We start from the raw sequence: 21,685 nt of genomic DNA, 5'->3' as shown, positions 1-21,685 counted from the left end.
GGGCTCAGCCCACCAGCGCTTCTGCCACGAACGGCGGCAGCACCTGCGCCGCCTTGTGGATGCCGGCGCTGTAGTACTTCGTGTCGAACGGCTTTGCCGCCGCGTCCGCCTCGCGGAAGTCGAAGCCGCGGCCACCCTTGCGCGCGAGCGTGCAACTCCACCAGCCGGTGGGATAGCAGGGCTGCGGGAAGGGCAGGGTCTGGAAGCTGTCGAAGCCGGCCTTGCCCATCTCGGCGCGGATGTCCCTGATCAGATCCAGCAGCACCAGCGGCGATTCCGACTGTTGCACGAGGATCCCGTCGTCCTTGAGCGCGCGGAAGCAGCTGTCGAAGAAGGCCTTGTTGAACAGGCCGGTGGCCGGGCCGACCGGATCGGTGGCGTCCACGATCACCACGTCGAGGCTGCCGGGTGCGCAGTCGGCCATGTACGCGATGCCGTCGTCGAACAGGATCTGCGCGCGCGGGTCGTCGTTCGATTCGCACAGCTCGGGGAAGTACTTCTCCGCCATGCGCGTGACCTGCTCGTCGATGTCGCACTGCACCGCGCGCGCCACGCCCGGGTGCTTCAGCACCTCGCGCAGCGTGCCGCAGTCGCCGCCGCCGATGATCACCACGTTCTGTGGATTGGTATGCGTGAACAGCGCCGGGTGGGACATCATCTCGTGATAGAAGAAGTTGTCCTTCGTGGTCAGCATCATCGCGCCGTCGATGAGCATCAGGTTGCCCCAGTCGGTGCTCTCGAAGATCTCGATCTTCTGGAACGGCGACTGCACCTCGTCCAGCTTCTTCGTGATGCGGTAGCCGATGGCCGAACCGGTCGGCTCGAAGTTTTCGTAGTGCCAGGAGGTGTTGGTGCTCATGTGCAATTCCCAGGGGAGGTTGGCGCGGCCCAGTATTCCCGTGCTCGATGACAGGGCGGGCGGCCGGAAGGGGCGGCATTGTAACGGAACCGCCGTGATGCGCCGGACGGCTGCGTGGCGCGTGGCAGCCGGCGCGGAAGCGTCGCTATGGCCTCTGTGCGGGCGTCGCTGAACGTCCCTCGCCGCGCATTACGGGACGTGCCGCCCCCGGCCTGTAGAATGCGCGTCCCCCCGCCCCTCCGGTAGCCCGCCGATGTCCGACTGGTCGCTCGATCAGGCCCGCAAGACGTACTCGATCCCGCACTGGTCGGAGGGCTACTTCGACGTGGGCGCGAACGGGCACGTCGTGGTGCGCCCGCGCGGCGCGAAGGGTCCGGCGATCTCGCTGCCGGAGGTGGTGGACGCCGCGCGCGCCAATGGCGCCAAGCTGCCGCTGCTGGTGCGCTTTCCCGACATCCTGGGCGATCGCCTGGGCAAGCTGCAGGCCGCGTTCGCGCAGGCGCAGGCGGACTGGGACTACGCCGGCGGCTACACCGCGGTGTATCCGATCAAGGTCAACCAGCATCGCGGCGTCGCCGGCACGCTGGCCTCGCATCGCGGTGAAGGTTTCGGCCTGGAAGCAGGCAGCAAGCCCGAGCTGATGGCGGTGCTGGCGCTGTCGCGACCGGGCGGGCTGATCGTCTGCAACGGCTACAAGGATCGCGAATACATCCGCCTGGCGCTGATCGGCCGCAAGCTGGGTCTGGAAACCTTCATCGTCATCGAGAAGCCATCGGAGCTCGAACTGGTGATGGAAGAGGCCGCCGCGCTCGACGTGAAGCCGGGCCTGGGCGTGCGCATGCGCCTGGCCAGCCTCGGCGCGGGCAAGTGGCAGAACAGCGGTGGCGACAAGGCCAAGTTCGGCCTGTCGCCACGCCAGGTGCTGGACTTGTGGAAGAAGCTGCGCGATTCGGGCATGACCGACACGCTGCAGCTGCTGCACTTCCACATGGGCTCGCAGATCTCCAACGTGCGCGACATCGCCAACGGCATGCGCGAGGCGACGCGCTATTTCGTCGAGCTGTCGCGCCTGGGTGCCGGCATCCGCTACATGGACGTCGGCGGCGGCCTGGGCATCGACTACGAAGGCACGCGTTCGCGCGGCTTCTGTTCGATCAACTACGGCGTGCAGCAGTACGCCAACTCCATCGTGCAGCCGCTGGCGGAAGCCTGCGCCGAGAACGGACTGGTGCCGCCGCGCATCGTCACCGAGTGCGGCCGCGCGATGACCGCGCACCACGCGGTGCTGGTGGCGAACGTGGCCGAGGTCGAACAGGCGCACGAAGGCCGCATTCCCGACGTGCACGACGACGAGCCGGCAGTGATCCGCCACCTGCGCGAGGTCTATGCCGAACTCGAGCAGCGTCCGCCGGTGGAACTGTTCCACGAGGCGCAGCATCACCATGCCGAAGGCCTCTCGCTGTACGCGCTGGGCCAGCTGGACCTGGTGCACCGTGCGCGCATCGACGACCTGTTCTACGCGATCGCACATGCGGTGCGCGGACGCCTGAGCTACGACGAGAAGAGCCATCGCGAACTGCTGGACGAACTCAACGACCGCCTGGTCGACAAGTACTTCGTCAACTTCAGCGTGTTCGAGTCGATCCCAGACGTGTGGGCGATCGACCAGGTGTTCCCGATCGTGCCGATCGAACGCCTGGACGAGGCGCCGACGCGCCGCGGCGTGCTGGCCGACATGACCTGCGATTCCGACGGCACGGTCAAGACCTACGTCGAGAACGAAGGTCTGGACACCTCGCTGCCGCTGCACGCACCGCGTCCCGGCGAGAGCTACCGCATCGCGTTCTTCCTCGTCGGCGCGTACCAGGAGATCCTTGGCGACATCCACAACCTGTTCGGCGACACCGACGCGGTGGAAGTGCGCGTGGACGGCGAGGGTTACCAGTTGACCCAGCAGCGGCGCGGTGACACCACCGACGTCATGCTGGACTATGTCGGCTACCGGCTCGACGACCTGCGCGCGGCATATCGCGAAAAGGTCGCCGCGGCGGGACTGCCGGCGCAGGAAGCCGCGCGGATGGACGCCGCGCTTGAAGCCGGCCTGACCGGCTACACGTACCTGGACGACACGCCGCTGGCGTGACGTCGGGCCCCGCAGCACACAGATGAACGCGGACGAAGGCAGAACATTCCGCGGAGCCGCAGGCGCGAGCCCGGTTCCGTCCGCAACCGTCGCCGTCGTCCGTGTCGAACGATTGACCAGATAGGAGAGATTCGGTGAAGACCGGATTCATTGGCCTCGGCGCGATGGGCGCACCGATGGCCCGTTACCTGCACGCCAAGGGCCTGCTCACCGCGGTGGGCAACCGCACCCAGTCCAAGGCCGATGCCCTGGCTGGCGAACTGGGCGTGCGCGCCGCGCGTTCGGCCGCGAATTTCGCCGACTGCGACGTGGTGGTGCTGTGCGTCTCGCTCGATGCGGACGTGCTGGAGAACGTCGCGGCACTCGCCGAGGTACTCAAGCCCGGCGCGATCGTGATCGACCATTCGACGGTCGCCGTGGAGACCGCCCGCCGCTGCGCGGCGATGCTCGCGCCGCACGACATCGCGTTCCTCGACGCGCCCGTGTCGGGTGGCGTGGAAGGTGCGCGCAACGGCAAGCTCTCGGTGATGGTGGGCGGTGAGGCGAACGCGCTGGAGCGCGCCCGCGGCGTCATCGAGTGCTATGCCGCGCGCATCACCCACATGGGGCCGACCGGCGCCGGCCAGGCGACCAAGGCCGTGAACCAGGTGCTGGTGGCCGGCATCAACGAAGCCGTATGCGAAGGCCTCGCGCTGGGCGAGAAGCTCGGCCTGGATCCGGACAGGCTGCTGCCGACGCTCATGGCCGGCGCGGCCAGCAACTGGTTCCTGGACAAGCGCGGCGCGACGATGCTGCGCGACGAATTCGCGCCGGGCTTCAAGAGCGCGCACATGCTCAAGGACCTGCGCATCGTGGCGGCCATCGCGCGCGACAGCGGCCTGCGCATGAGCACGGTGGAACAGGCGCTGGCCGATTACGCGGAACTGATCGAACGTGGCCAGGGCGAGGCGGACACCTCGGCGCTGATCATGCTCAAGCGCGGCGGCTGAACCCGTCGCGATCCATGCCTGCGCCCCGCAACGGGGGCGCAAGGCTCAGCCGGCGCGACGCGCTTCGTAACGTGCGCGCAGGCGCGGACCCAGTTCCGCGCCCACCCAGGCCAACGTCAGCGTCAGGACCATCGCCAAGGCGTTGTAGCGCAGCACGCCACCCAGCGTCATGTCCGATGCCAGGCCCAGCGTGATCACGCTGAGCAGCCAGACCAGTCCCATCAGCGCCACCGCGATCCAGCGGAAACCGCGGCCCGCGATGGCGCCGCCGGCTGCCATCGACACCAGCACGCCCAGCAGGTCCATCAGCGGTATCTCGCCGAGCGGCGTCGACCAGCCCTTGTTGAGGCGCGAGTCGAACACCAGCGTGATCAGGGCGAACAGCATCAGCGCGCCGAGCGCCGCGATGCAGCCCCACAAAGTACGTTTGTTCATGCGATCCCCACGCAAGATCGCGGCAGTCTAGCCGGCAACTGCTCCGCACGCGGTGACCGCGGTCGCGTTGCGCCGTGTGCCCTGCTGGGCGGGCGCTGCATCGGGATGGACGGCACGATGGGCGGCGGAAGATCGCCTGACCGCCGTTCTGACCGCCGTTAAAACGTGGAAAGTCCATGGATCCCCGCCTTCGCGGGGATGACGAGCCAGAGCAACGGCAGATCGATCTCGCCTTTCGCCGGGATGACGAGCGATGACGACGGCGTGTCGACGCGGGCGGTGGCCTTACCGGACCTTGATCGCCATCGCCTGCATGCCACCGCTGGAGAGCTTGCGCTTGGCGTCGGCGAGGTCGCTGGCCGTGCCGTACGGCCCCATGCGCACGCGGTACACGGTGCCGCCGTTGATGCTGGCCGACTCCACGCGCGCGCTCAGCCCGAGCATCGCGATGCGCGCCTTCATTTCCTCGGCCTGGCCCGACGCCTGGAACGCGCCGGCCTGTAGCAGGTAGCGGGTGCCGTCGTCGGCGCCTGCCGTAGCGGTTGCGGTGCTGGTGGCCGATGCGGCCGGCGAAGCCGCGGAAGCCGCCGGCGTGGTGGACGCCGCCGGCGGGGTCGCGGACGGCGTGCGCGCGGGAACGGTTTCCGATTCCACCGGACGCGGTAACGCGGTGGTCGTCGGCGCGGGCTGCGGCTTCGGCTGCGTCCCGGCCAGATCGGCGGCTTCCTCAGGTGGCGCCTGGCGCGACTGCGCTGCCTGACGGCGGGCTTCCTCGCGTTCGCTCGCGGCCAGTTCGGCGTCGGTCATCGGCACTTCCTTGCCGGTGAGCACGGTGTAGAAGTCGAACTCGGTGTTCTTCTTCGCCGACGCGGCCTCGTCGCCCTTGCCCTTGGCCGGCGCGGGCGTGCCCTCGTCGGCAATGGCCTCATCCTCGACGCCCGATGCCTGCGCCGGGCGCGCATCCGGGTTGGGCTGCGGGCGGAAGAAGCCGTCGCCGCTGGACTTCAGGTACTTCGGCGCGACCAGGATCGCCACGACCGCCAGCAGGATGCCGAGCACCATCCAGGCCCAGCCGGGCAGGCCGCTGTCGCCGCCCGAATTGCGTTTTGCCTGCGATTTGCCGCGTCGTGCTGCCACTTGCTACCTCAAGGCCGCCATGGGCCGGTGTGTTCGAACGAAGGCGCCGGCGGCGCCGTTACATGACTTCGGGTGCGCCGACGCCCAGCAGTTCCAGGCCATTGCGCAGCACCTGCCGCGTCGCCATCGCCAGCACCAGGCGCGCATCGCGCGTGTCCGCGTCGTCGACCAGGAACTGGTGGTCGTTGTAGTACGTCTGGAACGTCTGCGCCAGTTCGAGCAGATACGCGGCGATCTGGTGCGGTTCCAGGTCGCGACCGGCGGTCTCGACCACGTCGGGATAGCGCAGCAGCGTGGCGACCAGTTCGCGTGCGGCGACGTCGTTCAGGTCCAACGGCTGCGCGAGGCCGTTAGCAGCGTCGAAGCCGAGGCCGCGCTCCTTCAACTGGCGTTGCAGGCCGCACATGCGCGCATGCGAAACCTGCACGTAGTACACGGGGTTGTCGAGCGACTGGCTGCGCGCGAAATCGATGTCGAACGTGAGCTGCGAGTCGGGCTTGCGCGCGATCAGGAACCAGCGCGTCGCATCGCGGCCGACCTCGTCGATCAGGTCGCGCAGCGTGACGTAGCTGCCGGCGCGCTTGGACAGCTTCACTTCCTCGCCGCCGCGCATCACGGTGACCATCTGGTGCAGCACGTATTCCGGCCAGCCCTGCGGGATGCCGCAGTCCAGCGCCTGCAGGCCGGCCTTCACGCGTGCCAGCGAACCGTGGTGGTCGGCGCCCAGTTCGGTGATCGCGCGCTCGTAGCCGCGCAGCCACTTGCTGCGGTGGTAGGCGACGTCCGGCAGGAAGTACGTGTACGTGCCGTCGGACTTGCGCATCACGCGGTCCTTGTCGTCGCCGAAGTCGGTGGTGCGCAGCCACAGCGCGCCGCCTTCCTCGTAGGTGTGGCCGTGGGCGACGAGCTCGCGCACGGTCTCCTCGACCTTGCCGTCGGTGTACAGCGACGACTCGAGGAAGTACACGTCGAACGCGACGCCGTAGGCTTCCAGGTCCAGGTTCTGCTCGCGGCGCAGGTAGGCGACGGCGAACTGGCGGATCGCGTCCAGGTCCTGCGCGTCCTTCGCGCCGGTGACGACGTGGCCTTCCACCTCGACGCTGTCGCCGCGCAGGTAGGCCGCCGCCACGTCCTTGATGTAGTCGCCGCGGTAACCGTCCTGCGGCCAGTCCGGATGCTCCGGTCCATGGCCCAGCGCGCGCGCCTGCACCGAGATGGCGAGGTTGTTGATCTGCGCGCCGGCGTCGTTGTAGTAGAACTCGCGCGCCACGCTCCAGCCGTTGGCGTCGAGCACGCGCGCGATGCAGTCGCCGATGACCGCGGCGCGTCCGTGGCCCACGTGCAGCGGGCCGGTCGGATTGGCCGAGACGAACTCGACGCCCGCGCGATGGCCCTTGCCGGTCTCGTTGCGGCCGTAGCCGTCGCCCTGCGCCAGCACCTCGCCGATCTGCCCGCGCCACACGGATTCGTCGATGTGGAAGTTGATGAATCCGGGGCCGGCGATTTCGACCTTCGAGAAGTCGCCCGTGGCCGGCAGCGCATCCACCAGCGCCTGCGCGATCGCGCGCGGGTTGGAGCGGGCCGGTTTGGCCAGCAGCATCGCCGCGTTGGTGGAGAAGTCACCCTGCGCCTGCGACTTGGGGCGCTCGATCACGAACTCGGGTGTCGCCAGGTCGGCCGGCAGGGTGCCGGCGGCGCGGAGGGCGTCGATGGCCTGCGCCACCAGGGCGCGGAGAGTGGCTTTCACGGGGAATCTGCGGGTTCTGCGGGACCGCGCATTGTACGCGAGGGCCGCGCCACGCCGGGCCCGCGGCCCTCACAGCCAGCCGCGTGCGGCCATCGACAGAGGCGGCCCGTCGCCGACGATGAAGTGATCCAGCAGGCGCGTGTCCACCAGCCGCAGCGCCTCGCGCAGGCGCTCGGTGATGGCGCGGTCGGCGGGGCTGGGTTCGCAGCTTCCGCTGGGGTGGTTGTGGCCCACGATCACGGCCGCGGCGTTGTGCGCGATCGCGCGGCGGACGATCTCGCGCGGATGCACCTCGGCGCCGTCGATGGTGCCGCGGAACAGTTCCTCGAACGCGATCGCGCGATGCCGCGTGTCCAGGAACAGCGCCGCGAACACCTCATGCGGGCGACCACGCAGCCGCTGCGTGAAGTAGACGCCCGCGGCCTGCGGATCGCCGAGCACCGATCCGCGCTCCAGCTGCGCACCCAGCAGGCGATGGCCCAGTTCCAGCGCGGCCGCAAGCAGGCAGGCGCGCGCGGGGCCCAGGCCGGGAAGCTTCGCCAGTTGCGCGGGCGGGCGTTCCAGCAGGGTTCGCAGCGGGCCGTGTGCCTGCAGCAGGTCGCGCGCGGTGGTGATGGCATCGCGGCCGCGCAGGCCGGAGCCGAGGAAGATCGCGAGCAGTTCGGCGTCGGAAAGCGCGGCTGCGCCCTGTGCGAGCAGGCGCTCGCGCGGCCGCTCGGAAGCCGGCCATTCGCGGATGTGCATGGTGGATTCGGAAGGAGAGGGTAAGCGGCGGGTTCGTCCATGCCGGCGCGTGCAAAATCTCGTGATGGGGCGCGCCATCCCGCCGCTCAGGGACAGCGATTGTGTGGCGCCCGCCGTGTTCCCGCCGCCGGTCGCAGCGATACCTTCGGGTAAGCTAAACGCCGATCTCGCGGTAGGTAATTGCCAGATGGCCGAAGCCGGCTCCCTGCGTGGACACAAGATCCTGCTGTGCGTCTGCGGCGGCATCGCCGCCTACAAGTCGGCCGACCTGGTCCGTCGCCTGCGCGACGCGGGCGCCGACGTGACCGTGGCGATGACCGAGAACGCGCAGCACTTCGTCGGCGTCACGACGTTCCAGGCGGTATCGGGCAAACCGGTGCGCACGTCGCTGTGGGACGCCGCGGCCGAGGCGGCGATGGGGCATATCGAACTCGCGCGCTGGGCCGACCGCATCGTGATCGCGCCGGCCACCGCCAACACGCTGGCCAAGCTGGCCCACGGCTTTGCCGACGACCTCGTCAGCACGCTTTGCCTGGCCACGACCGCGCCCATCACCATCGCGCCGGCCATGAACCACCGCATGTGGCTGCATCCGGCGACGCAGGCCAACATCGCGACGTTGCGCGCGCGCGGGGTGGACGTGGTCGGTCCCAACGACGGCCCGCTCGCCGAAGGCGAATCCGGACCGGGCCGCATGAGCGAGCCGGCCGAGATCGTCGAAGCGCTGGCGAAGGCGGGCGCATGAGCACGTCGCTGCAGGGCCGCCGCATCGTGGTCAGCGCCGGTCCCACCTACGAGGACATCGATCCGGTCCGCTTCATCGGCAATCGCAGCAGCGGCAAGATGGGTTTCGCCGTGGCGCAGGCCGCAGCGCGGCGCGGCGCGCAGGTCGTGCTGGTGGCCGGCCCCGTGTCGCTGCCCACGCCCGAGGGCGTGCAGCGCATCGACGTGCGCTCCGCGGCGCAGATGCACGAGGCGGTGATCTCGCAGCTGCCGGCGGACCTGTACATCGGCGCGGCGGCGGTCGCGGATTTCGCGCCCGCGCAGGCGGCGTCCAGCAAGATCAAGAAGACCACCGGCCAGGACACGCTGACCCTTACCCTGGTGCGCACCCGCGACATCCTGGCCGACATCGCCTTGCATCCGCAGCGGCCGGCGATGGTCGTGGGCTTCGCCGCCGAGACCGACCACGTCGAGTCCTACGCGCGCGGCAAGCTGGAGAACAAGCGGCTGGACCTGATCGCCGCCAACCGCGTCGGCGTGTCCGGCAGCGGGTTCGAAAGCGACGACAACACGCTGTCGGTGTTCGCGCCGGACGGCAGCACGCGGGTGCTGGGGCCCGCGCCCAAGACGCAGCTCGCCGAGGCGTTGCTGGACCTCATCGCCGAATGCTTCCCGCACACCGCATGAGCCCCGCGCGACGCGGTTCACCTTTCTGATCGAGAAGTTGGCACGTCGCTTGCGTCATCTGCAGCGCACGCGCGTGCCGACACACTGCCCCGGCCCCGACGACGACCACGCATGAACCACACGCTCGAACTGAAGATCCTCGACGCCCGCTTTGGCGGCGAATGGCCGCTGCCGGAATACGCCACGCCGGCCAGCGCGGGGCTGGACCTGCGCGCGGCGCTGGACGAGGCGCTCACGCTGCAGCCCGGCGACACGGCGCTCGTACCGTCGGGTCTGTCGATCCACCTGGGTGATCCGACGATGTGCGCGGTGATCCTTCCGCGCTCCGGACTGGGCCACAAGCACGGCATCGTGCTGGGCAACGGCACCGGGCTGATCGATGCCGATTACCAGGGACCGCTGCTGATCAGCGTCTGGAACCGCGGTCGCGAGGCTTTTAGGATGCAGCCCGGGGACCGCATCGCCCAGCTGGTGATCCTGCCGATCGTGCGGGCGACGTTGCAGGTGGTCGACGAATTCGAAACCAGCGCGCGTGGGGCCGGCGGCTTTGGCCACACCGGCGTGCGCTGATCAGGGGGAAGTGGATGAAGGGTCTGGACAAGGAACAAATGGCCATTCCGGCCGCACAGCTGAAGAAGCTGGTGCCGGTGGTCGTCGCGGTGTTCGTGCTGCTGGCGGCGTTCTTCGCCTGGTGCGGCTGGGAGCAGCACCGCGACGGTGCGCGACGCCTGGCGATCACCGAGGCCCGCAATTCGGCGGTCGAGCGCGCTCAGGCGGCGCTGATCGGCGAGCAGAAGCAGTTCGCGCAGCGCCTGTCGGCCGCGCCGGTGCAGGCAGCGATCACGGCCGGCGACCTGGCGGCGGCTTCGCAGGCCCTGGCGCAGGGCTGGGGCGGTGCCTCGGACGTCGCCGTGCTGCCGCTGGACCTGACGGCTGAATACGCGGCGCTGCCCAAGAGCGGCTACGGCCGCCTGGGCGTCATCGAGGCCGCCATTGCCGAGAACCGCCCGCTGGCCGGCATCGTCCGCCATGCCGGCGGCCCGCAACTGGCGCTGGCGGCGCCGGTGCGCAGCGGCGAGCAGACGGTGGCGGTCGCCTATGTGCGCCTGCCGCTGCAGAAGGTGAGCGCCGGGCTGGAACAGGCCGAGGTTTCGGAAGACACCTATCTGGCCCTGCGCCAAGGGGGCTACAGCGCCGTCGAGCGCGGCGATACCGGCCTGGCCGGTGGGGCCGAGGCGCTGGCCTCCAAGGTGCCGGGCAGCGACCTGCGCGTCGCGGCGGCCGTGCCCGACGTCGCCGGCGGCCCGCTGGGTCTGGACGCGCTGGGCTGCTTCATCGCGACCGGCGTGTTCGTGCTGCTGGCCTTCCTGGCCTGGCGTGCGCCGCATCTGGCGTCGCGCCGCAAGGGCACCGACGCGGAGAGTGAAGAAGCGGTTCAGACGCTTGCGGAGAGCATTGAGAGTCTTCCCCCGACCCCGAAGGCTGCTCCCGTGACCGCACCCAAGCCCGCCGTGCCTGCCCAGCCCGTCGCCATCGACCGTGGGATCTTCCGCGCCTACGACATCCGCGGCGTGGTCGGTCAGTCGCTGGACGCCGGCGTGGCGGAGCTGGTGGGCCATGCCATCGGTTCGCTGATGCACGAGCAGGGCCTGACCGACATCGTCGTCGGCCGCGACGGTCGCCTGTCCGGACCGGCGCTGGTCGAAGGGCTGATCGCCGGCCTGCGCAAGGCCGGGCGCAACGTCGTGGACATCGGCATGGCGCCGACGCCGGTCGTGTACTTCGGGGCCTACCACCTGCGCGCCGGCTCGTGCGTGTCGGTGACCGGCAGCCACAACCCGCCCGACTACAACGGCTTCAAGATCGTGGTCGGCGGCATGACGCTGTCCGGCGACGCTATCACCGACCTGTACGCACGCATCGCCGAGGACCGCCTGCACCTGGGCGACCTGGGGTCGCTGACCCAGCGCGACATCTCCGAGGACTACGTCCAGCGCATCGCCTCGGACGTGCAGATCGACCGGCCGCTGCGCGTGGTGGTCGACGCGGGCAACGGCGTGGCCGGCGACATCGGTCCGCGCGTGCTGGCCGCCATTGGCGCCGAGGTCACGCCGCTGTACTGCGACATCGACGGCACGTTCCCCAACCACCATCCGGATCCGAGCGAGCCGCACAACCTGCACGACCTGATCAAGATGGTGCAGCGCCTGGAGGCGGACCTCGGCATCGCCTTCGACGGCGACGGCGACCGCCTGGGCGTGGTCACGCGCGACGGCGAGAACATCTTCCCGGACCGCCTGCTGATGCTGTTCGCGGCCGACGTGCTGGAACGCAACCCGGGCGCGGTGATCCTGTACGACGTGAAGTGCACCGGCCGCCTGCCGGGGCAGATCCTGCGCCACGGCGGTAGCCCGCTGATGTGGAAGACCGGCCACTCGCTGATCAAGGCCAAGATGCGCGAGACCGACGCGGAGCTGGCCGGCGAGATGAGCGGCCACTTCTTCTTCAAGGAACGCTGGTACGGCTTCGACGACGGCATCTATGCCGCCGCGCGCCTGCTGGAGATCCTGGCCGCGCAACCGCGCACGCCGACCGAGACGCTGGCCGCGCTGCCCAATGGCATATCGACGCCCGAGATCAAGGTCGATGCGCCCGACGGCGACCCGCACACGTTCGTGGACCGCTTCCGCGACGAAGCCCGCTTCGAAGGCGCGCGCCTGTCCACCATCGACGGCCTGCGCGTGGACTGGCCGGACGGCTGGGGCCTGGTGCGCGCGTCCAACACCACGCCGGTGCTGGTCATGCGCTTCGACGCGGACAGCACCGACGCGCTGACGCGCATCAAGGCCGAGTTCCGCAGCCAGCTGCTGGCGCTGAAGCCGGACCTGTCGCTGCCGTTTTGAGCAATGCCTTCATCCGGGCGCGGCTTGCGCCCGCCCGGGTAGGAGGTTTGGAATGAACGCCTGTGCGGCCCGCTCTGCGGAGCGGTCGCAGCCTCAGGCGGTCGCGACCAAGGTCGCTCCTACGGGGAGCAGCAAGGCAGCGGCCGGCCGCCCAGGTCGCTCGTGCCAGGCAGGATGTAGGAGCCAGCTTGCTGGCGACCTTGGCCTCGTCCGAGGCGCCGTTCGTATTGTGGCCCCGGGCCGCGACGAACGCCGGTCCATCGAGATGTTCTTGGAGCCAGGTCGGCGGGCAAGGCCGGCCCCGTGAAGAGCAGCAAGACAGCAGCCAGTCGCGACCAAGGTCGCTCCTACGCACCAACTACGTAGGAGCCAGCTTGCTGGCGACCACATGCTTTCGTTCGATGCGCCGACCGTAACCGTCGCCGCAGCTGGACCAAGGTCGATCCTGCGAATTTGCCGCAGGCGCAGGAACCGATCGCTGGCTGCTGCGCGAGCTCCCGATCCTCGCGTAGTTTGCGGATCCTCACTCCATTGCGACCACTTCGCTCCCCGCGGGTAGTACGGCTCAGCCGTCTTTCGTCGGCTTCTTCATCGCGTGATACCGCTCCAGCGCGGTAGCCAGATCCTCGTCGATCAGTTCGCGCTCCGCGAGCTGCTGCTTCAGCAGCGCCTGCTGGTGCAGCAGCTGGTCGTGCTGGATGCGCACGTTGTCCTGCATGTTCTTGGGCACCGGCTTGCCCGACAGCTCGTTCTCGCCGGCGCGGCGGAGCAGGACGACCAGGCTCTGGCGACGGCCTTCCACGCCCAGCTGCGAGGCCTTCACCGTCTCGTCGGCCACCGCCTGGCGCTCGCCGAACGCGCGGCGCAGGTCTTCCTCGGTCGCGTACGACTCGGCCATGGCGCGGTCGCGGCGCGCCTGCGCCTCGGCGGCCAGGCGGGCCTCTTCGTCCGCCTTGGCCTGGACCTCGGCGGCGGCACGCTCCTCGGCCGTCAGCGCCCGCGCGACCTGGCCGGTGGCCAGGCCGCTCTTGGCGTTGATCTCGGTGCGCGCGTTGTCGACGGCGTGGGCCGGCAAGGCATCGCCGCAGACCTTGCGGCCGTTCTCGTTCCAGCAGTACAGCTTCTTGCCGCCGTCGCCCTTCTGCGCCAGCGCCACGCCGGACGCGGCGATCAGGAACGTGCAGGCAAGCAGCGGCAAGGTCTTGTTCATGGCAGGCAAGGCGTAGGGACGTCGTTGGCAAAACTCATGCAAGACTCACGCCATGGCGGCGTGCGTCACGCGGCCGTTTCGCTGCCGTAGGCCTCGCGATAGGCCAGCAGCCGTTCGCGCTGGCCGGCCAGTTCCGCGTGGCCGCCGGCGAACGCCAGCAGGTCAGACAGCGTCGCGACGGCGATCACGGGCAGGCCATGGTCGGCTGCGACCGTTTGTGCCGCGGAGCGTCGGGTTTTGGCCGGATCGACGGCTTCCTGCCGGTCCAGCGCGATCACGATGCCCGCGACCTGCCCGCCGGCCTCGCCGATGATGCCCAGCGCCTCGCGGATCGCGGTGCCGGCGGTGATCACGTCGTCGACGATCAGCACGCGACGGCCCTGCAACGGTGCACCGATCAGCGAGCCGCCCTCGCCATGCGTCTTGGCTTCCTTGCGGTTGAACGCCACCGGCAGGTCGCGCCCGCGGCGCGCGTACTCGCAGGCCACCGCGGTCGCCAGCGGGATGCCCTTGTAGGCCGGACCGAACAGCAGGTCGAACGACACGCCGTGCGCGTCGATCGCATCGGCGTAACAGGACGCCAGTCCGGCCAGCGCGGCGCCGGAATCGAAACGGCCGGCGTTGAAGAAATACGGACTCTGGCGCCCGGACTTGAGGGTGAAGTCGCCGAAGCGCAGGGCGTCGGCGCGCAGGGCCAGGTCGAGGAAGCGGGTGCGATGGTCGGTCATGTCGGAGCAACGGGTCGGAGGGAATACAGCATCACGTGCTGCGGGCCGGCGCTGCCGCCCTGGTACAGCTCGCCGGTGTCGACGAAGCCGGCCTTGCGGTAGGCGGCGACCGCGATGCGGTTGGCGCAGTTGACGGTCAGCACCAGCAGCGCGCGTTCGGGATGGCGTTGGCGCAGATCCTCGCAGCAGGCGCGCACCGCCTGCGTGCCGTAGCCGCGGCCCTGCTGCCGATGGTCGATGGCGAACGCGCGCAGGCCGACGCCTGGAGCGCCCAGCGGGCGCCCGATCACGGCGTTCGGTGCGAAATCCAGCCGGTAGAAGCCGACCACCGCGTCGCCGGCCCACACCGCCATCGCCTCGCTCATCGGGTCGCGCAGGGTGTCGCCGAGGTTGAAGGCGGTGTCGCCCACGTAGCGGTACTGCTCGTCGGTCACGCGCAACGCGCGCACCGCCCTTGCAGCGGTGCTGTCGGGATCCACGATCGGTTCGACGCGGACGCGGGCGGTGACGACGGACATGCCGCGCATGATAGGGCCTGCCGCACCGGCGCCGGGCTATGATCCGCCGACACCTGCCGGAGTACGCATGCGGATCATCAGCTTCAACGCCAACGGCCTGCGTTCGGCCGCCAACAAGGGCTTCTTCGACTGGTTCAGGACACAGGACGCCGACGTGCTGTGCGTTCAGGAAACCAAGGCGCAGGAGCACCAGCTGGCCGGCCCGCAATTCCTGCCCGAGGGCTACCGCGCGTGGTTCAAGGACGCCATCACCAAGAAGGGCTACAGCGGCGTGGCGATCTACAGCCGCCGCGAGCCGGACGAAGTGCGCACGTCCATGGGCTGGGCGCCGTTCGACGATGAAGGCCGCTACATCGAGGCGCGCTTCGGCAACCTCAGCGTGGTGTCGTTCTACATTCCGTCCGGCTCGTCGGGCGAGCTGCGGCAGGGCTTCAAGTTCGAAGTGATGGACTGGCTGCGCCCGCACCTGGACGAATGGCTGCGCAGTGGCCGCGACTACGTACTGTGCGGCGACTGGAACATCGTGCGGTCCCGGCTGGACATCAAGAACTGGACCAGCAACCAGAAGAACTCCGGCTGCCTGCCGCCGGAGCGAGACTGGCTCAACGGCCTGTGCGTGGATACCCACGGCTGGGTCGATGCCTACCGCACGCTGCACGCCGAGGGCCAGGACTACACCTGGTGGAGCAACCGCGGCGCCGCACGCGCCAACAACGTCGGTTGGCGCATCGACTACCAGCTGGTCACGCCGTCGCTGGGGCCGAAGCTGAAGGCATGCTCGATCCTGCGCGAGCCGCGCTTCTCCGACCACGCGCCGTTCACGGTCGACTATGACCTCTGACGTCCCGAGCGCAGCGCGCCAACCGGAGCTCAAGGGCTGGCGCCTGGTCGCCGCGAACCTGCGCGAGCCCAAGGTCCTGGCGATGCTGCTGCTGGGCTTCAGCTCGGGCATCCCGATCTACCTGGTCGGCAACACGCTCGGCTTCTGGATGCGCGAGAACGCGATCGAGCTGTCGACGATCGGCTTCCTGTCGTGGGTGGGCCTGGCGTACTCGCTGAAGTTCCTGTGGGCGCCGCTGATCGACAAGCTCGATGCTCCGCTGCTCGGCCGTTGGCTGGGGCGCCGTCGCGGCTGGATGCTGCTGTCGCAGATCGTCGTGGCGCTCGCTCTGACCGGCATGGCGCTGGTGCAGCCGGTGCAGGGCGAACTGATGCTGGTCGGCGTCGCGCTCGATCAACTGCTGGTGTTCGGCGGCCTGGCGCTGGTGGTCGCGTTCGCCTCGGCGACGCAGGACATCGTCATCGATGCCTGGCGCATCGAGATCGCGTCCAGCAACGAACAGCAGGGCCTGCTCACCGCCACCTCGGCACTGGGTTACCGCGGTGCGCTGCTGGTCACCGACGCGCTGATCCTGATCCTCGCCGCGCATATCGGCTGGTCGCTCTCGTACGAGGTGATGGCCGCGCTGATGGGCGTGGGCATGCTGGCCACGTTCCTGGCGCGCGAACCGGCGGCGAGTACGCAGGTCGCGGCCGCCACGCACGCACGCCTGCTGTCGCCGGAAGGGCTGTACGACGCGATCGTCGCGCCCTTCGTCGTGTTCTTCCGCGACCACGGCCGCTGGGCGCTGCTGATGCTGCTGGCCATCAGCCTGTACCGCCTGCCGGACTTCCTGCTGGGACCGATGGCCAATCCGTTCTACGCCGACCTGGGCATGGACAAGGAAACCGTCGGCGCCGTGCGCGGCACGTTCGGCCTGGCCGCCACCGCCCTGGGCATCGCCGCGGCCGGCCTGTGCGCGCTGCGCTTCGGCTTCTTCACCACGCTGCTGGCCGGCGCGGTACTGGGGCCCGGCTCCAATCTTGCGTTCTCGTACCTGGCGCTGCATGGCGCCGACCCGGGCGTCTTCACGGCGGTCATGGCCATCGACAACTTCTGCAACGGTTTCGCCGGGGTGGCCCTGATCGGCTACATGTCCAGCCTGACCAATATCGGCTACACGGCCACCCAGTACGCCCTGCTCAGTTCGTTCTACGCGCTGCCCGGGAAGGTCCTGAAGGGCCTGTCGGGCGTGGCCATCGAACATCTCGAAGTGGGCCGCAGTTTGCTCGAGGCGTATTCGCTATTCTTCGCCGGTACGGCCCTGGTCGGGGTGCCCGCCCTGCTGCTCTGCCTGATCCTGGCCGTGCGCCGACCCGGTGCCGGCATCAACGCACCTGCGGTGGAGTGAACGGCGCCCCCGCGCTCGTTCAGGGGAAAAACGCATGACCGACATCATCCTGCACGACATCGATCCGCTGCTGCTGGATCGCATCAAGCGCGTGGCGAACGGCCGCAGCTGGCCGCTGCAGGAAGCGCTGCTGCACCTGCTCGAGCACGGCCTGTTCGCGGTCGAAGCCGAGATGGCCGCACGCTTCAACGACAGCGATGCCAATGCCCTGCGGGCGGCGATCGCCGCGCTGGAAGGCATTCCCAGCGATCCGGGTTTTTCGCTGATCGGCCGCATGGATCGTCCGTCCGACGTGCAGACGCCGACGCTGGAAAACAGCGGGCTTACCGACGTCGACCGCGACCTGATGGCCTACGCGCAGAAGGCCTGATCCGACGCGTCAGGCGGGATGGATCGCGCCGAGCACGCGCGGCCCGCGCGCGCCGGTGACGCTGGGCAGGTTGCCCGGCAGTCCGGCCAGCGTCTGCCGGGCCAGCCAGGCGAAACCCATCGCCTCGACGAAATCCGGATCCACGCCGTGACGGGCCGTGGATTCGACGATCACGCCCGGCAACTGCGCTGCGATCCGTTCGAGCAGCCTTGGGTTGTGCACGCCGCCGCCGCAGGCCAGCACGCGCGCCGTATCCGGCTGCTGCGCGCGCAGCGCATCGGCGATGGTGATGGCGCTCAGTTCGAGCAGCGTCGCCTGCACGTCGGCCGGCGCCTCGTCGCCCTCCAGCCGGCGTTCGAGCCACTCCAGGTGGAAGTGGTCGCGACCGGTGCTCTTGGGCGGCGGCAGCATGAACCACGGTTCGTCGAGCAGGCGCATCAGCAGTTCGGCGTCGAGCTGTCCCTTGGCGGCAAACGCGCCGTCCGCATCGAACGGCCGGCCGGTATGCCGCAGGCACCATGCATCGAGCAGGCAGTTGGCCGGGCCGGTGTCGAATCCGCGCACCGTGCCATCGGCCGGCAGCAAGGTGAAGTTGGCGATGCCGCCCAGGTTCAGCACCGCGCGGTGCTCGTCCGCGCGCTGCAGCAGGGCCGCATGCAGTGCCGGCAACAGTGGCGCGCCGTGCCCGCCGGCGGCGATATCACGGCGGCGGAAATCGGCCACCGTGACGATGCCGGTGCGTTCGGCAATCAGGTTGCCGTCGCCCAGTTGCCAGGTGAACGGATGACGTCCGTCGAGGCGCGCGCCCTCGGGGCGATGACGCACCGTCTGGCCATGCGAGCCGACGGCGAGCACTTGGCCCGCGTCCACGCCGGCGTCTGCAAGCAGGCGCAGCGTCGCGTCGGCGAAGGCTTCGGCGATGCGCACGTCCAGCGTGCCCAGTTCGTCGAGCGACGTCGCGTCCGCGCCCTGTCCCAGCGCGACCAGTCGCGCACGCAGCGATTCGTCCCAGGCGTAGGTGCGGCCCAGGACCAGTTCGACGTCGTCGCGTGCGCCCTCGGCGCCTGGGCTGAAGCGCACCAGCGCGGCATCGATGCCGTCGGCGCTGGTGCCCGAGATGAGACCGACGAACAGGCCCTGCGACGGGCCGGCCGCGAATGCGGGCATGCGTCGGTCAGGCCTTGTTCTTGGCCGGCTTCTTGACCTTCGCGGTCGCGGGCGAAGCCTCGCCGGCGTCGGCGTAGATGATGTTCTCGACCTGCTGGATGCGGGCCAGCGCCACGCTCGTCTGCGCGCGGAACTGCGCCAACGCCACGCCCGACAGCGGTTCCGGCGGCGGCATGGTGATCGACAGCGGATTGCGGTGCGCGCCGTTGACGCGGAATTCGTAATGCAGATGCGGACCGGTGGACATGCCGGTGGAGCCGACGTAGCCGATTACCGTGCCCTGTGCGATGCGCTGGCCGGCCTTGATCTTGCCGATGCGCGACATGTGGCCGTACAGCGTGGTGTAGCCACGCCCGTGGTCCAGCACGACCGCGTTGCCGTAACCGCCCATCCAGCCGGCCGACTTCACGCGTGCGTCGCCCGCGGCCATGATCGGCGTGCCGGTGCGCGCGGCATAGTCCACGCCCTTGTGCATGCGCATGCGGCCCAGCACCGGATGGCGACGCGCGCCGAAGCCCGAGGTCAGGCGCGCATACGGAATCGGCATGCGGATGAAGCTCTTCTTCAGCGGACGGCCGTCGCCGGTGAAATACTCGGCCTTGCCGTTGCGCTCGAAGCGGAAGCCGGTGTGCAGCTTGCCGCCGGTGGTGAACGTCGCGGCCAGCACCGGGCCGGACTTGATCAGCTCGCCTTCGCGCCAGGTCTGCTCGACCACGACGCTGAAGCGGTCGCTCGCGGCGACGTCTTCGTTGAAGTCGATGTCGTACTTGAAGATCTCGTCGGTCAGCGTGTTGATGTTGCTGCCCGACAGGCCCAGCTTGCGCGCGGAATGGAACAGCGACTTGCCGACCTTTCCGCTGATGACGACCGTGCGCTTCTCGGTCGGACGCACGATCACCTTTTCGGTGATCTTGTCGCCGGCGATGCTCAGTTCGACGCGTTGGCTTTCGTCGCGGTCGTAGCGGAAGGTGCGCAGCTCGCCGTTGGCCGGCAGGTCGAACGCGAGTTCAGTGCCGGGCTTCAGGCGCGTCAGCAGCGCCTTGTCGCCGGATTCGTCGAGGATGCGATGCATCGTCGAGGCGGGCAGGTCGAGGTTCTCGAACACCGAGCCCAGCGTCTGGCCGCGCTCGACGCGCACGATCTGCCAGCTGTCGCCGCTGTGTCCCTTCAAACGCGCGATCGGCAGCGGCGGGAGGCTCAGCGCGAGCGAGCTGCGCTGCGTGTGCACCGGCTGCGGGTTGGCGCTGGGGCCGAAACCGGGCACGATCGCCGCAACCAGAACGCCGAGCGTCGCGAACAGGCTCGCATGGGCCCACTGGCGACGCGACCAGCGACCGGTGAATCCTTCGGAAATCTGGCGGGTCAGCACCGGGCGGTGCAGGGCGGCTTCGCGCTTGGCCTTGAGCCGTTGGCGACGTTCCGTACCGCTGTCGGATGCTGTCATCGAGGGATTCCCGCGCGTGGTGTGAAGGCCATGTAGCGGCGTTACCATAGTGACGCGAGCAGTGTGCGTCAAACCCTTGAGCTGAATAGGGTTTTTCGCCCCGACCGGCCCCTGTAAGGTTTAACCCCCGTTTAACCCAAGACCATGACCGCGGTCGCGATCCGGCCCGGTCCGCATTCACGAAAAGAGCCCGCCTTTGTCCTCCCCGACCCCCACTGTCCAAGACGCCCTCGACCTGATCGGCCGCGGCGCTGAAGAGATCCTCAAGCGCGAGGAGCTGGAAGCGCGCCTGAAGCTCGGCCGCCCCCTGCGCATCAAGGCCGGTTTCGACCCGACCGCCCCGGACCTGCACCTGGGCCACACGGTCCTGCTGAACAAGATGCGCCAGTTCCAGGACCTGGGGCACCAGGTGATCTTCCTGATCGGCGACTTCACCGGAATGATCGGTGACCCGACCGGCAAGAACGTCACCCGCAAGCCGCTGACGCGCGAGGACGTGCTGGCCAACGCGGAAACCTACGCCGAGCAGGTGTTCAAGGTGCTCGACAAGGAGCGCACCGAGGTGCGCTTCAACTCCGAGTGGTTCGGCCAGATGAGCGCGGCGGACATGATCCGCCTGGCCGCTCAGCACACGGTGGCGCGCATGCTCGAGCGCGACGACTTCGCCAAGCGCTACGCCGCGCAGCAGTCCATCGCGATCCACGAGTTCCTGTACCCACTGGTGCAGGGCTACGACTCGGTCGCGCTGAAGGCCGATGTCGAGCTTGGCGGCACCGACCAGAAGTTCAACCTGCTCATGGGCCGCGGCCTGCAGGAGCACTACGGCCAGGCGCCGCAGATCGTCCTCACCATGCCCTTGCTGGAAGGCCTGGACGGCGTCAACAAGATGTCCAAGTCGCTGGGCAACTACATCGGCATCAACGAGCCGGCCATCGACATCGTCACCAAGACGATGAAGATCGACGACGTGCTGATGTGGCGCTGGATCGACCTGCTCAGCTTCGACATCTCGATGGGCGAAGCCGCGCAGCTCAAGCGCGACATCGAAGCCGGGCAGCTGAATCCGCGCGATCTGAAGATGCGCCTCGCGCGCGAACTGGCGGCCCGCTTCCACAGTGCGGCAGCGGCCGAGCAGGCCGTTGCCGGCTGGAATGCCGCCGTGCGCGGCGAAGGTGACATCGCGTCGCTGCCGCTTACCGATGTGGTGGTTCCGGCCGAAGGTGTGCGCATCGCCGCGCTGTTGACAGCCGCGGGATTGACGCCAAGCAACTCGGAGGCGAACCGCAAGCTCAAGGAGCGCGCGGTGCGCCTGGATGGGGAAGTGCTCGAGGACGCACAGCGTGTGTTCGTTCCGGGTTTCGAGGGCGTCCTTGCAGTCGGCAAGCGCACCTTCGCGCGCATCCGGCTGGTCGCCGCGTAACGCGTTTCGGATGTTCGTCGCGCGCTCGCGCAACGACATTCATGAAGGCGTAAAAATTTTCTGGGCCAGCCTCTTCCAAATTGCGATGTGCATGTGCACAATGCGCGCCCCGCCGAGGTGAAGTTGATCGAAGCGGGGGTGTGTTGGAGGCGGTTTTCGAAGGGCGGTTGACGAACTTCGAAGGTGCTGTAAGATGCGCGGCCCTGCTGGCTGGGACGGCCGTCGAAGGA

The 21,685-nt window shown here is 69.0% G+C and carries 18 protein-coding genes and 1 pseudogene; 9 read left to right on the top strand and 10 right to left on the bottom strand.

Annotated features, from left to right (window positions below; genetic code table 11):
- Positions 1 to 4 precede the first annotated feature (4 nt).
- Positions 5 to 859: a polyamine aminopropyltransferase gene (speE, locus tag VFE83_RS14540; RefSeq protein ID WP_324907393.1), complete on the bottom strand. Its 855-nt coding sequence runs from the start codon at positions 857 to 859 to the stop codon at positions 5 to 7.
- A gap of 253 nt (positions 860 to 1,112) precedes the next feature.
- Here speE and speA point away from each other — a divergent pair, with 253 nt between their 5' ends.
- Both speA and VFE83_RS14530 read left to right on the top strand, forming a co-directional pair.
- Complete coding sequence (gene speA, locus VFE83_RS14535; protein ID WP_324907391.1) at positions 1,113 to 3,002, top strand: arginine decarboxylase; 1,890 nt, start codon at positions 1,113 to 1,115, stop codon at positions 3,000 to 3,002.
- Positions 3,003 to 3,136: 134 nt separating this feature from the next.
- A complete protein-coding gene (locus VFE83_RS14530) occupies positions 3,137 to 3,991 on the top strand; it encodes an NAD(P)-dependent oxidoreductase (RefSeq protein WP_324907389.1) in 855 nt (284 codons plus the stop codon).
- Positions 3,992 to 4,036: 45 nt separating this feature from the next.
- Here the strand turns inward: VFE83_RS14530 and VFE83_RS14525 are convergent, their stop codons facing one another.
- From VFE83_RS14525 to radC, 4 genes are all read right to left on the bottom strand, one after another.
- Positions 4,037 to 4,426: a hypothetical protein gene (locus tag VFE83_RS14525; RefSeq protein ID WP_324907387.1), complete on the bottom strand. Its 390-nt coding sequence runs from the start codon at positions 4,424 to 4,426 to the stop codon at positions 4,037 to 4,039.
- 285 nt (positions 4,427 to 4,711) lie between these two features.
- Positions 4,712 to 5,563 (bottom strand): SPOR domain-containing protein, encoded by an 852-nt coding sequence (locus tag VFE83_RS14520; RefSeq protein ID WP_324907385.1) that lies wholly within the window; start codon positions 5,561 to 5,563, stop codon positions 4,712 to 4,714.
- A gap of 58 nt (positions 5,564 to 5,621) precedes the next feature.
- Positions 5,622 to 7,310, bottom strand: coding sequence for an arginine--tRNA ligase (argS, locus tag VFE83_RS14515; RefSeq protein ID WP_324907383.1), 1,689 nt, complete (start codon positions 7,308 to 7,310; stop codon positions 5,622 to 5,624).
- Between the two features lie 69 nt (positions 7,311 to 7,379).
- Positions 7,380 to 8,054, bottom strand: coding sequence for a RadC family protein (radC, locus tag VFE83_RS14510; protein ID WP_324907381.1), 675 nt, complete (start codon positions 8,052 to 8,054; stop codon positions 7,380 to 7,382).
- 187 nt (positions 8,055 to 8,241) lie between these two features.
- Between radC and coaBC the strand changes: the two are divergent.
- The 3 genes and pseudogenes from coaBC to VFE83_RS14495 all read left to right on the top strand — a co-directional run bounded on the left by coaBC (position 8,242) and on the right by VFE83_RS14495 (position 12,367).
- Positions 8,242 to 9,464, top strand: a pseudogene (gene coaBC, locus VFE83_RS14505) (bifunctional phosphopantothenoylcysteine decarboxylase/phosphopantothenate--cysteine ligase CoaBC).
- Positions 9,465 to 9,575: 111 nt separating this feature from the next.
- On the top strand, positions 9,576 to 10,034 hold the full coding sequence (gene dut, locus VFE83_RS14500; RefSeq protein WP_324907379.1) for a dUTP diphosphatase: 459 nt from the start codon (positions 9,576 to 9,578) through the stop codon (positions 10,032 to 10,034).
- Between the two features lie 14 nt (positions 10,035 to 10,048).
- Positions 10,049 to 12,367, top strand: coding sequence for a phosphomannomutase/phosphoglucomutase (locus tag VFE83_RS14495; protein WP_324907377.1), 2,319 nt, complete (start codon positions 10,049 to 10,051; stop codon positions 12,365 to 12,367).
- Positions 12,368 to 12,932: 565 nt separating this feature from the next.
- On the opposite strand, the gene VFE83_RS14490 is transcribed toward VFE83_RS14495, so the two are convergent.
- The 3 genes from VFE83_RS14490 to VFE83_RS14480 all read right to left on the bottom strand — a co-directional run bounded on the left by VFE83_RS14490 (position 12,933) and on the right by VFE83_RS14480 (position 14,823).
- Positions 12,933 to 13,577, bottom strand: a complete 645-nt coding sequence (locus tag VFE83_RS14490) for a hypothetical protein (RefSeq protein ID WP_324907375.1) — start codon at positions 13,575 to 13,577, stop codon at positions 12,933 to 12,935.
- A 65-nt stretch (positions 13,578 to 13,642) separates the two neighbouring features.
- Positions 13,643 to 14,305 carry an orotate phosphoribosyltransferase gene (pyrE, locus tag VFE83_RS14485; protein ID WP_324907373.1) on the bottom strand — a complete coding sequence of 221 codons (663 nt, stop codon included), beginning with the start codon at positions 14,303 to 14,305 and terminating at the stop codon, positions 13,643 to 13,645.
- Positions 14,302 to 14,823, bottom strand: coding sequence for a GNAT family N-acetyltransferase (locus VFE83_RS14480; protein WP_324907371.1), 522 nt, complete (start codon positions 14,821 to 14,823; stop codon positions 14,302 to 14,304). Before VFE83_RS14480 ends, pyrE begins: the two co-directional genes overlap by 4 nt.
- 67 nt (positions 14,824 to 14,890) lie before the next feature.
- Between VFE83_RS14480 and VFE83_RS14475 the strand changes: the two genes are divergently transcribed.
- The 3 genes from VFE83_RS14475 to VFE83_RS14465 are packed head-to-tail and all read left to right on the top strand — an operon-like array spanning position 14,891 to position 17,424.
- Positions 14,891 to 15,664: an exodeoxyribonuclease III gene (locus VFE83_RS14475; protein ID WP_324907368.1), complete on the top strand. Its 774-nt coding sequence runs from the start codon at positions 14,891 to 14,893 to the stop codon at positions 15,662 to 15,664.
- Positions 15,654 to 17,054 carry an AmpG family muropeptide MFS transporter gene (locus VFE83_RS14470; protein ID WP_324907366.1) on the top strand — a complete coding sequence of 467 codons (1,401 nt, stop codon included), beginning with the start codon at positions 15,654 to 15,656 and terminating at the stop codon, positions 17,052 to 17,054. The genes VFE83_RS14475 and VFE83_RS14470 overlap by 11 nt, the downstream gene beginning before the upstream one ends.
- A 34-nt stretch (positions 17,055 to 17,088) precedes the next feature.
- A complete protein-coding gene (locus tag VFE83_RS14465) occupies positions 17,089 to 17,424 on the top strand; it encodes a hypothetical protein (RefSeq protein WP_324907364.1) in 336 nt (111 codons plus the stop codon).
- Positions 17,425 to 17,433: 9 nt separating this feature from the next.
- Here VFE83_RS14465 and VFE83_RS14460 read toward each other — a convergent pair whose 3' ends face one another.
- Together VFE83_RS14460 and VFE83_RS14455 are read right to left on the bottom strand one after the other, a co-directional pair.
- Positions 17,434 to 18,591 (bottom strand): anhydro-N-acetylmuramic acid kinase, encoded by a 1,158-nt coding sequence (locus tag VFE83_RS14460; protein ID WP_324907362.1) that lies wholly within the window; start codon positions 18,589 to 18,591, stop codon positions 17,434 to 17,436.
- A 7-nt stretch (positions 18,592 to 18,598) separates the two neighbouring features.
- Positions 18,599 to 20,035, bottom strand: a complete 1,437-nt coding sequence (locus tag VFE83_RS14455) for a peptidoglycan DD-metalloendopeptidase family protein (RefSeq protein WP_324907360.1) — start codon at positions 20,033 to 20,035, stop codon at positions 18,599 to 18,601.
- 196 nt (positions 20,036 to 20,231) lie between these two features.
- On the opposite strand from VFE83_RS14455, the gene tyrS reads away from it, so the two are divergent.
- Positions 20,232 to 21,455 carry a tyrosine--tRNA ligase gene (gene tyrS / locus VFE83_RS14450; protein WP_324907358.1) on the top strand — a complete coding sequence of 408 codons (1,224 nt, stop codon included), beginning with the start codon at positions 20,232 to 20,234 and terminating at the stop codon, positions 21,453 to 21,455.
- Positions 21,456 to 21,685: the final 230 nt, after the last annotated feature.

The sequence above is a fragment of the Lysobacter sp. genome (genome assembly GCF_035655815.1).
In the GTDB taxonomy this organism is placed as follows: Bacteria; Pseudomonadota; Gammaproteobacteria; order Xanthomonadales; family Xanthomonadaceae; genus Lysobacter_J.
Note: the sequence above shows the minus strand (reverse complement) of the source record. Positions and strands in the feature narration are given on the sequence as shown.

Excerpts from the sequence above, each read along its gene's own strand:
- VFE83_RS14460 (WP_324907362.1), bottom strand. The coding sequence starts at position 18,591 with ATGCCCGCATTCGCGGCCGGCCCGTCGCAGGGCCTGTTCGTCGGTCTC.
- VFE83_RS14475 (WP_324907368.1), top strand. The coding sequence starts at position 14,891 with ATGCGGATCATCAGCTTCAACGCCAACGGCCTGCGTTCGGCCGCCAAC.
- speA (WP_324907391.1), top strand. The coding sequence starts at position 1,113 with ATGTCCGACTGGTCGCTCGATCAGGCCCGCAAGACGTACTCGATCCCG.
- VFE83_RS14465 (WP_324907364.1), top strand. The coding sequence starts at position 17,089 with ATGACCGACATCATCCTGCACGACATCGATCCGCTGCTGCTGGATCGC.
- pyrE (WP_324907373.1), bottom strand. The coding sequence starts at position 14,305 with ATGACCGACCATCGCACCCGCTTCCTCGACCTGGCCCTGCGCGCCGAC.
- VFE83_RS14490 (WP_324907375.1), bottom strand. The coding sequence starts at position 13,577 with ATGAACAAGACCTTGCCGCTGCTTGCCTGCACGTTCCTGATCGCCGCG.
- VFE83_RS14480 (WP_324907371.1), bottom strand. The coding sequence starts at position 14,823 with ATGTCCGTCGTCACCGCCCGCGTCCGCGTCGAACCGATCGTGGATCCC.
- VFE83_RS14470 (WP_324907366.1), top strand. The coding sequence starts at position 15,654 with ATGACCTCTGACGTCCCGAGCGCAGCGCGCCAACCGGAGCTCAAGGGC.
- VFE83_RS14495 (WP_324907377.1), top strand. The coding sequence starts at position 10,049 with ATGAAGGGTCTGGACAAGGAACAAATGGCCATTCCGGCCGCACAGCTG.
- VFE83_RS14525 (WP_324907387.1), bottom strand. The coding sequence starts at position 4,426 with ATGAACAAACGTACTTTGTGGGGCTGCATCGCGGCGCTCGGCGCGCTG.
- dut (WP_324907379.1), top strand. The coding sequence starts at position 9,576 with ATGAACCACACGCTCGAACTGAAGATCCTCGACGCCCGCTTTGGCGGC.
- radC (WP_324907381.1), bottom strand. The coding sequence starts at position 8,054 with ATGCACATCCGCGAATGGCCGGCTTCCGAGCGGCCGCGCGAGCGCCTG.
- VFE83_RS14455 (WP_324907360.1), bottom strand. The coding sequence starts at position 20,035 with ATGACAGCATCCGACAGCGGTACGGAACGTCGCCAACGGCTCAAGGCC.
- speE (WP_324907393.1), bottom strand. The coding sequence starts at position 859 with ATGAGCACCAACACCTCCTGGCACTACGAAAACTTCGAGCCGACCGGT.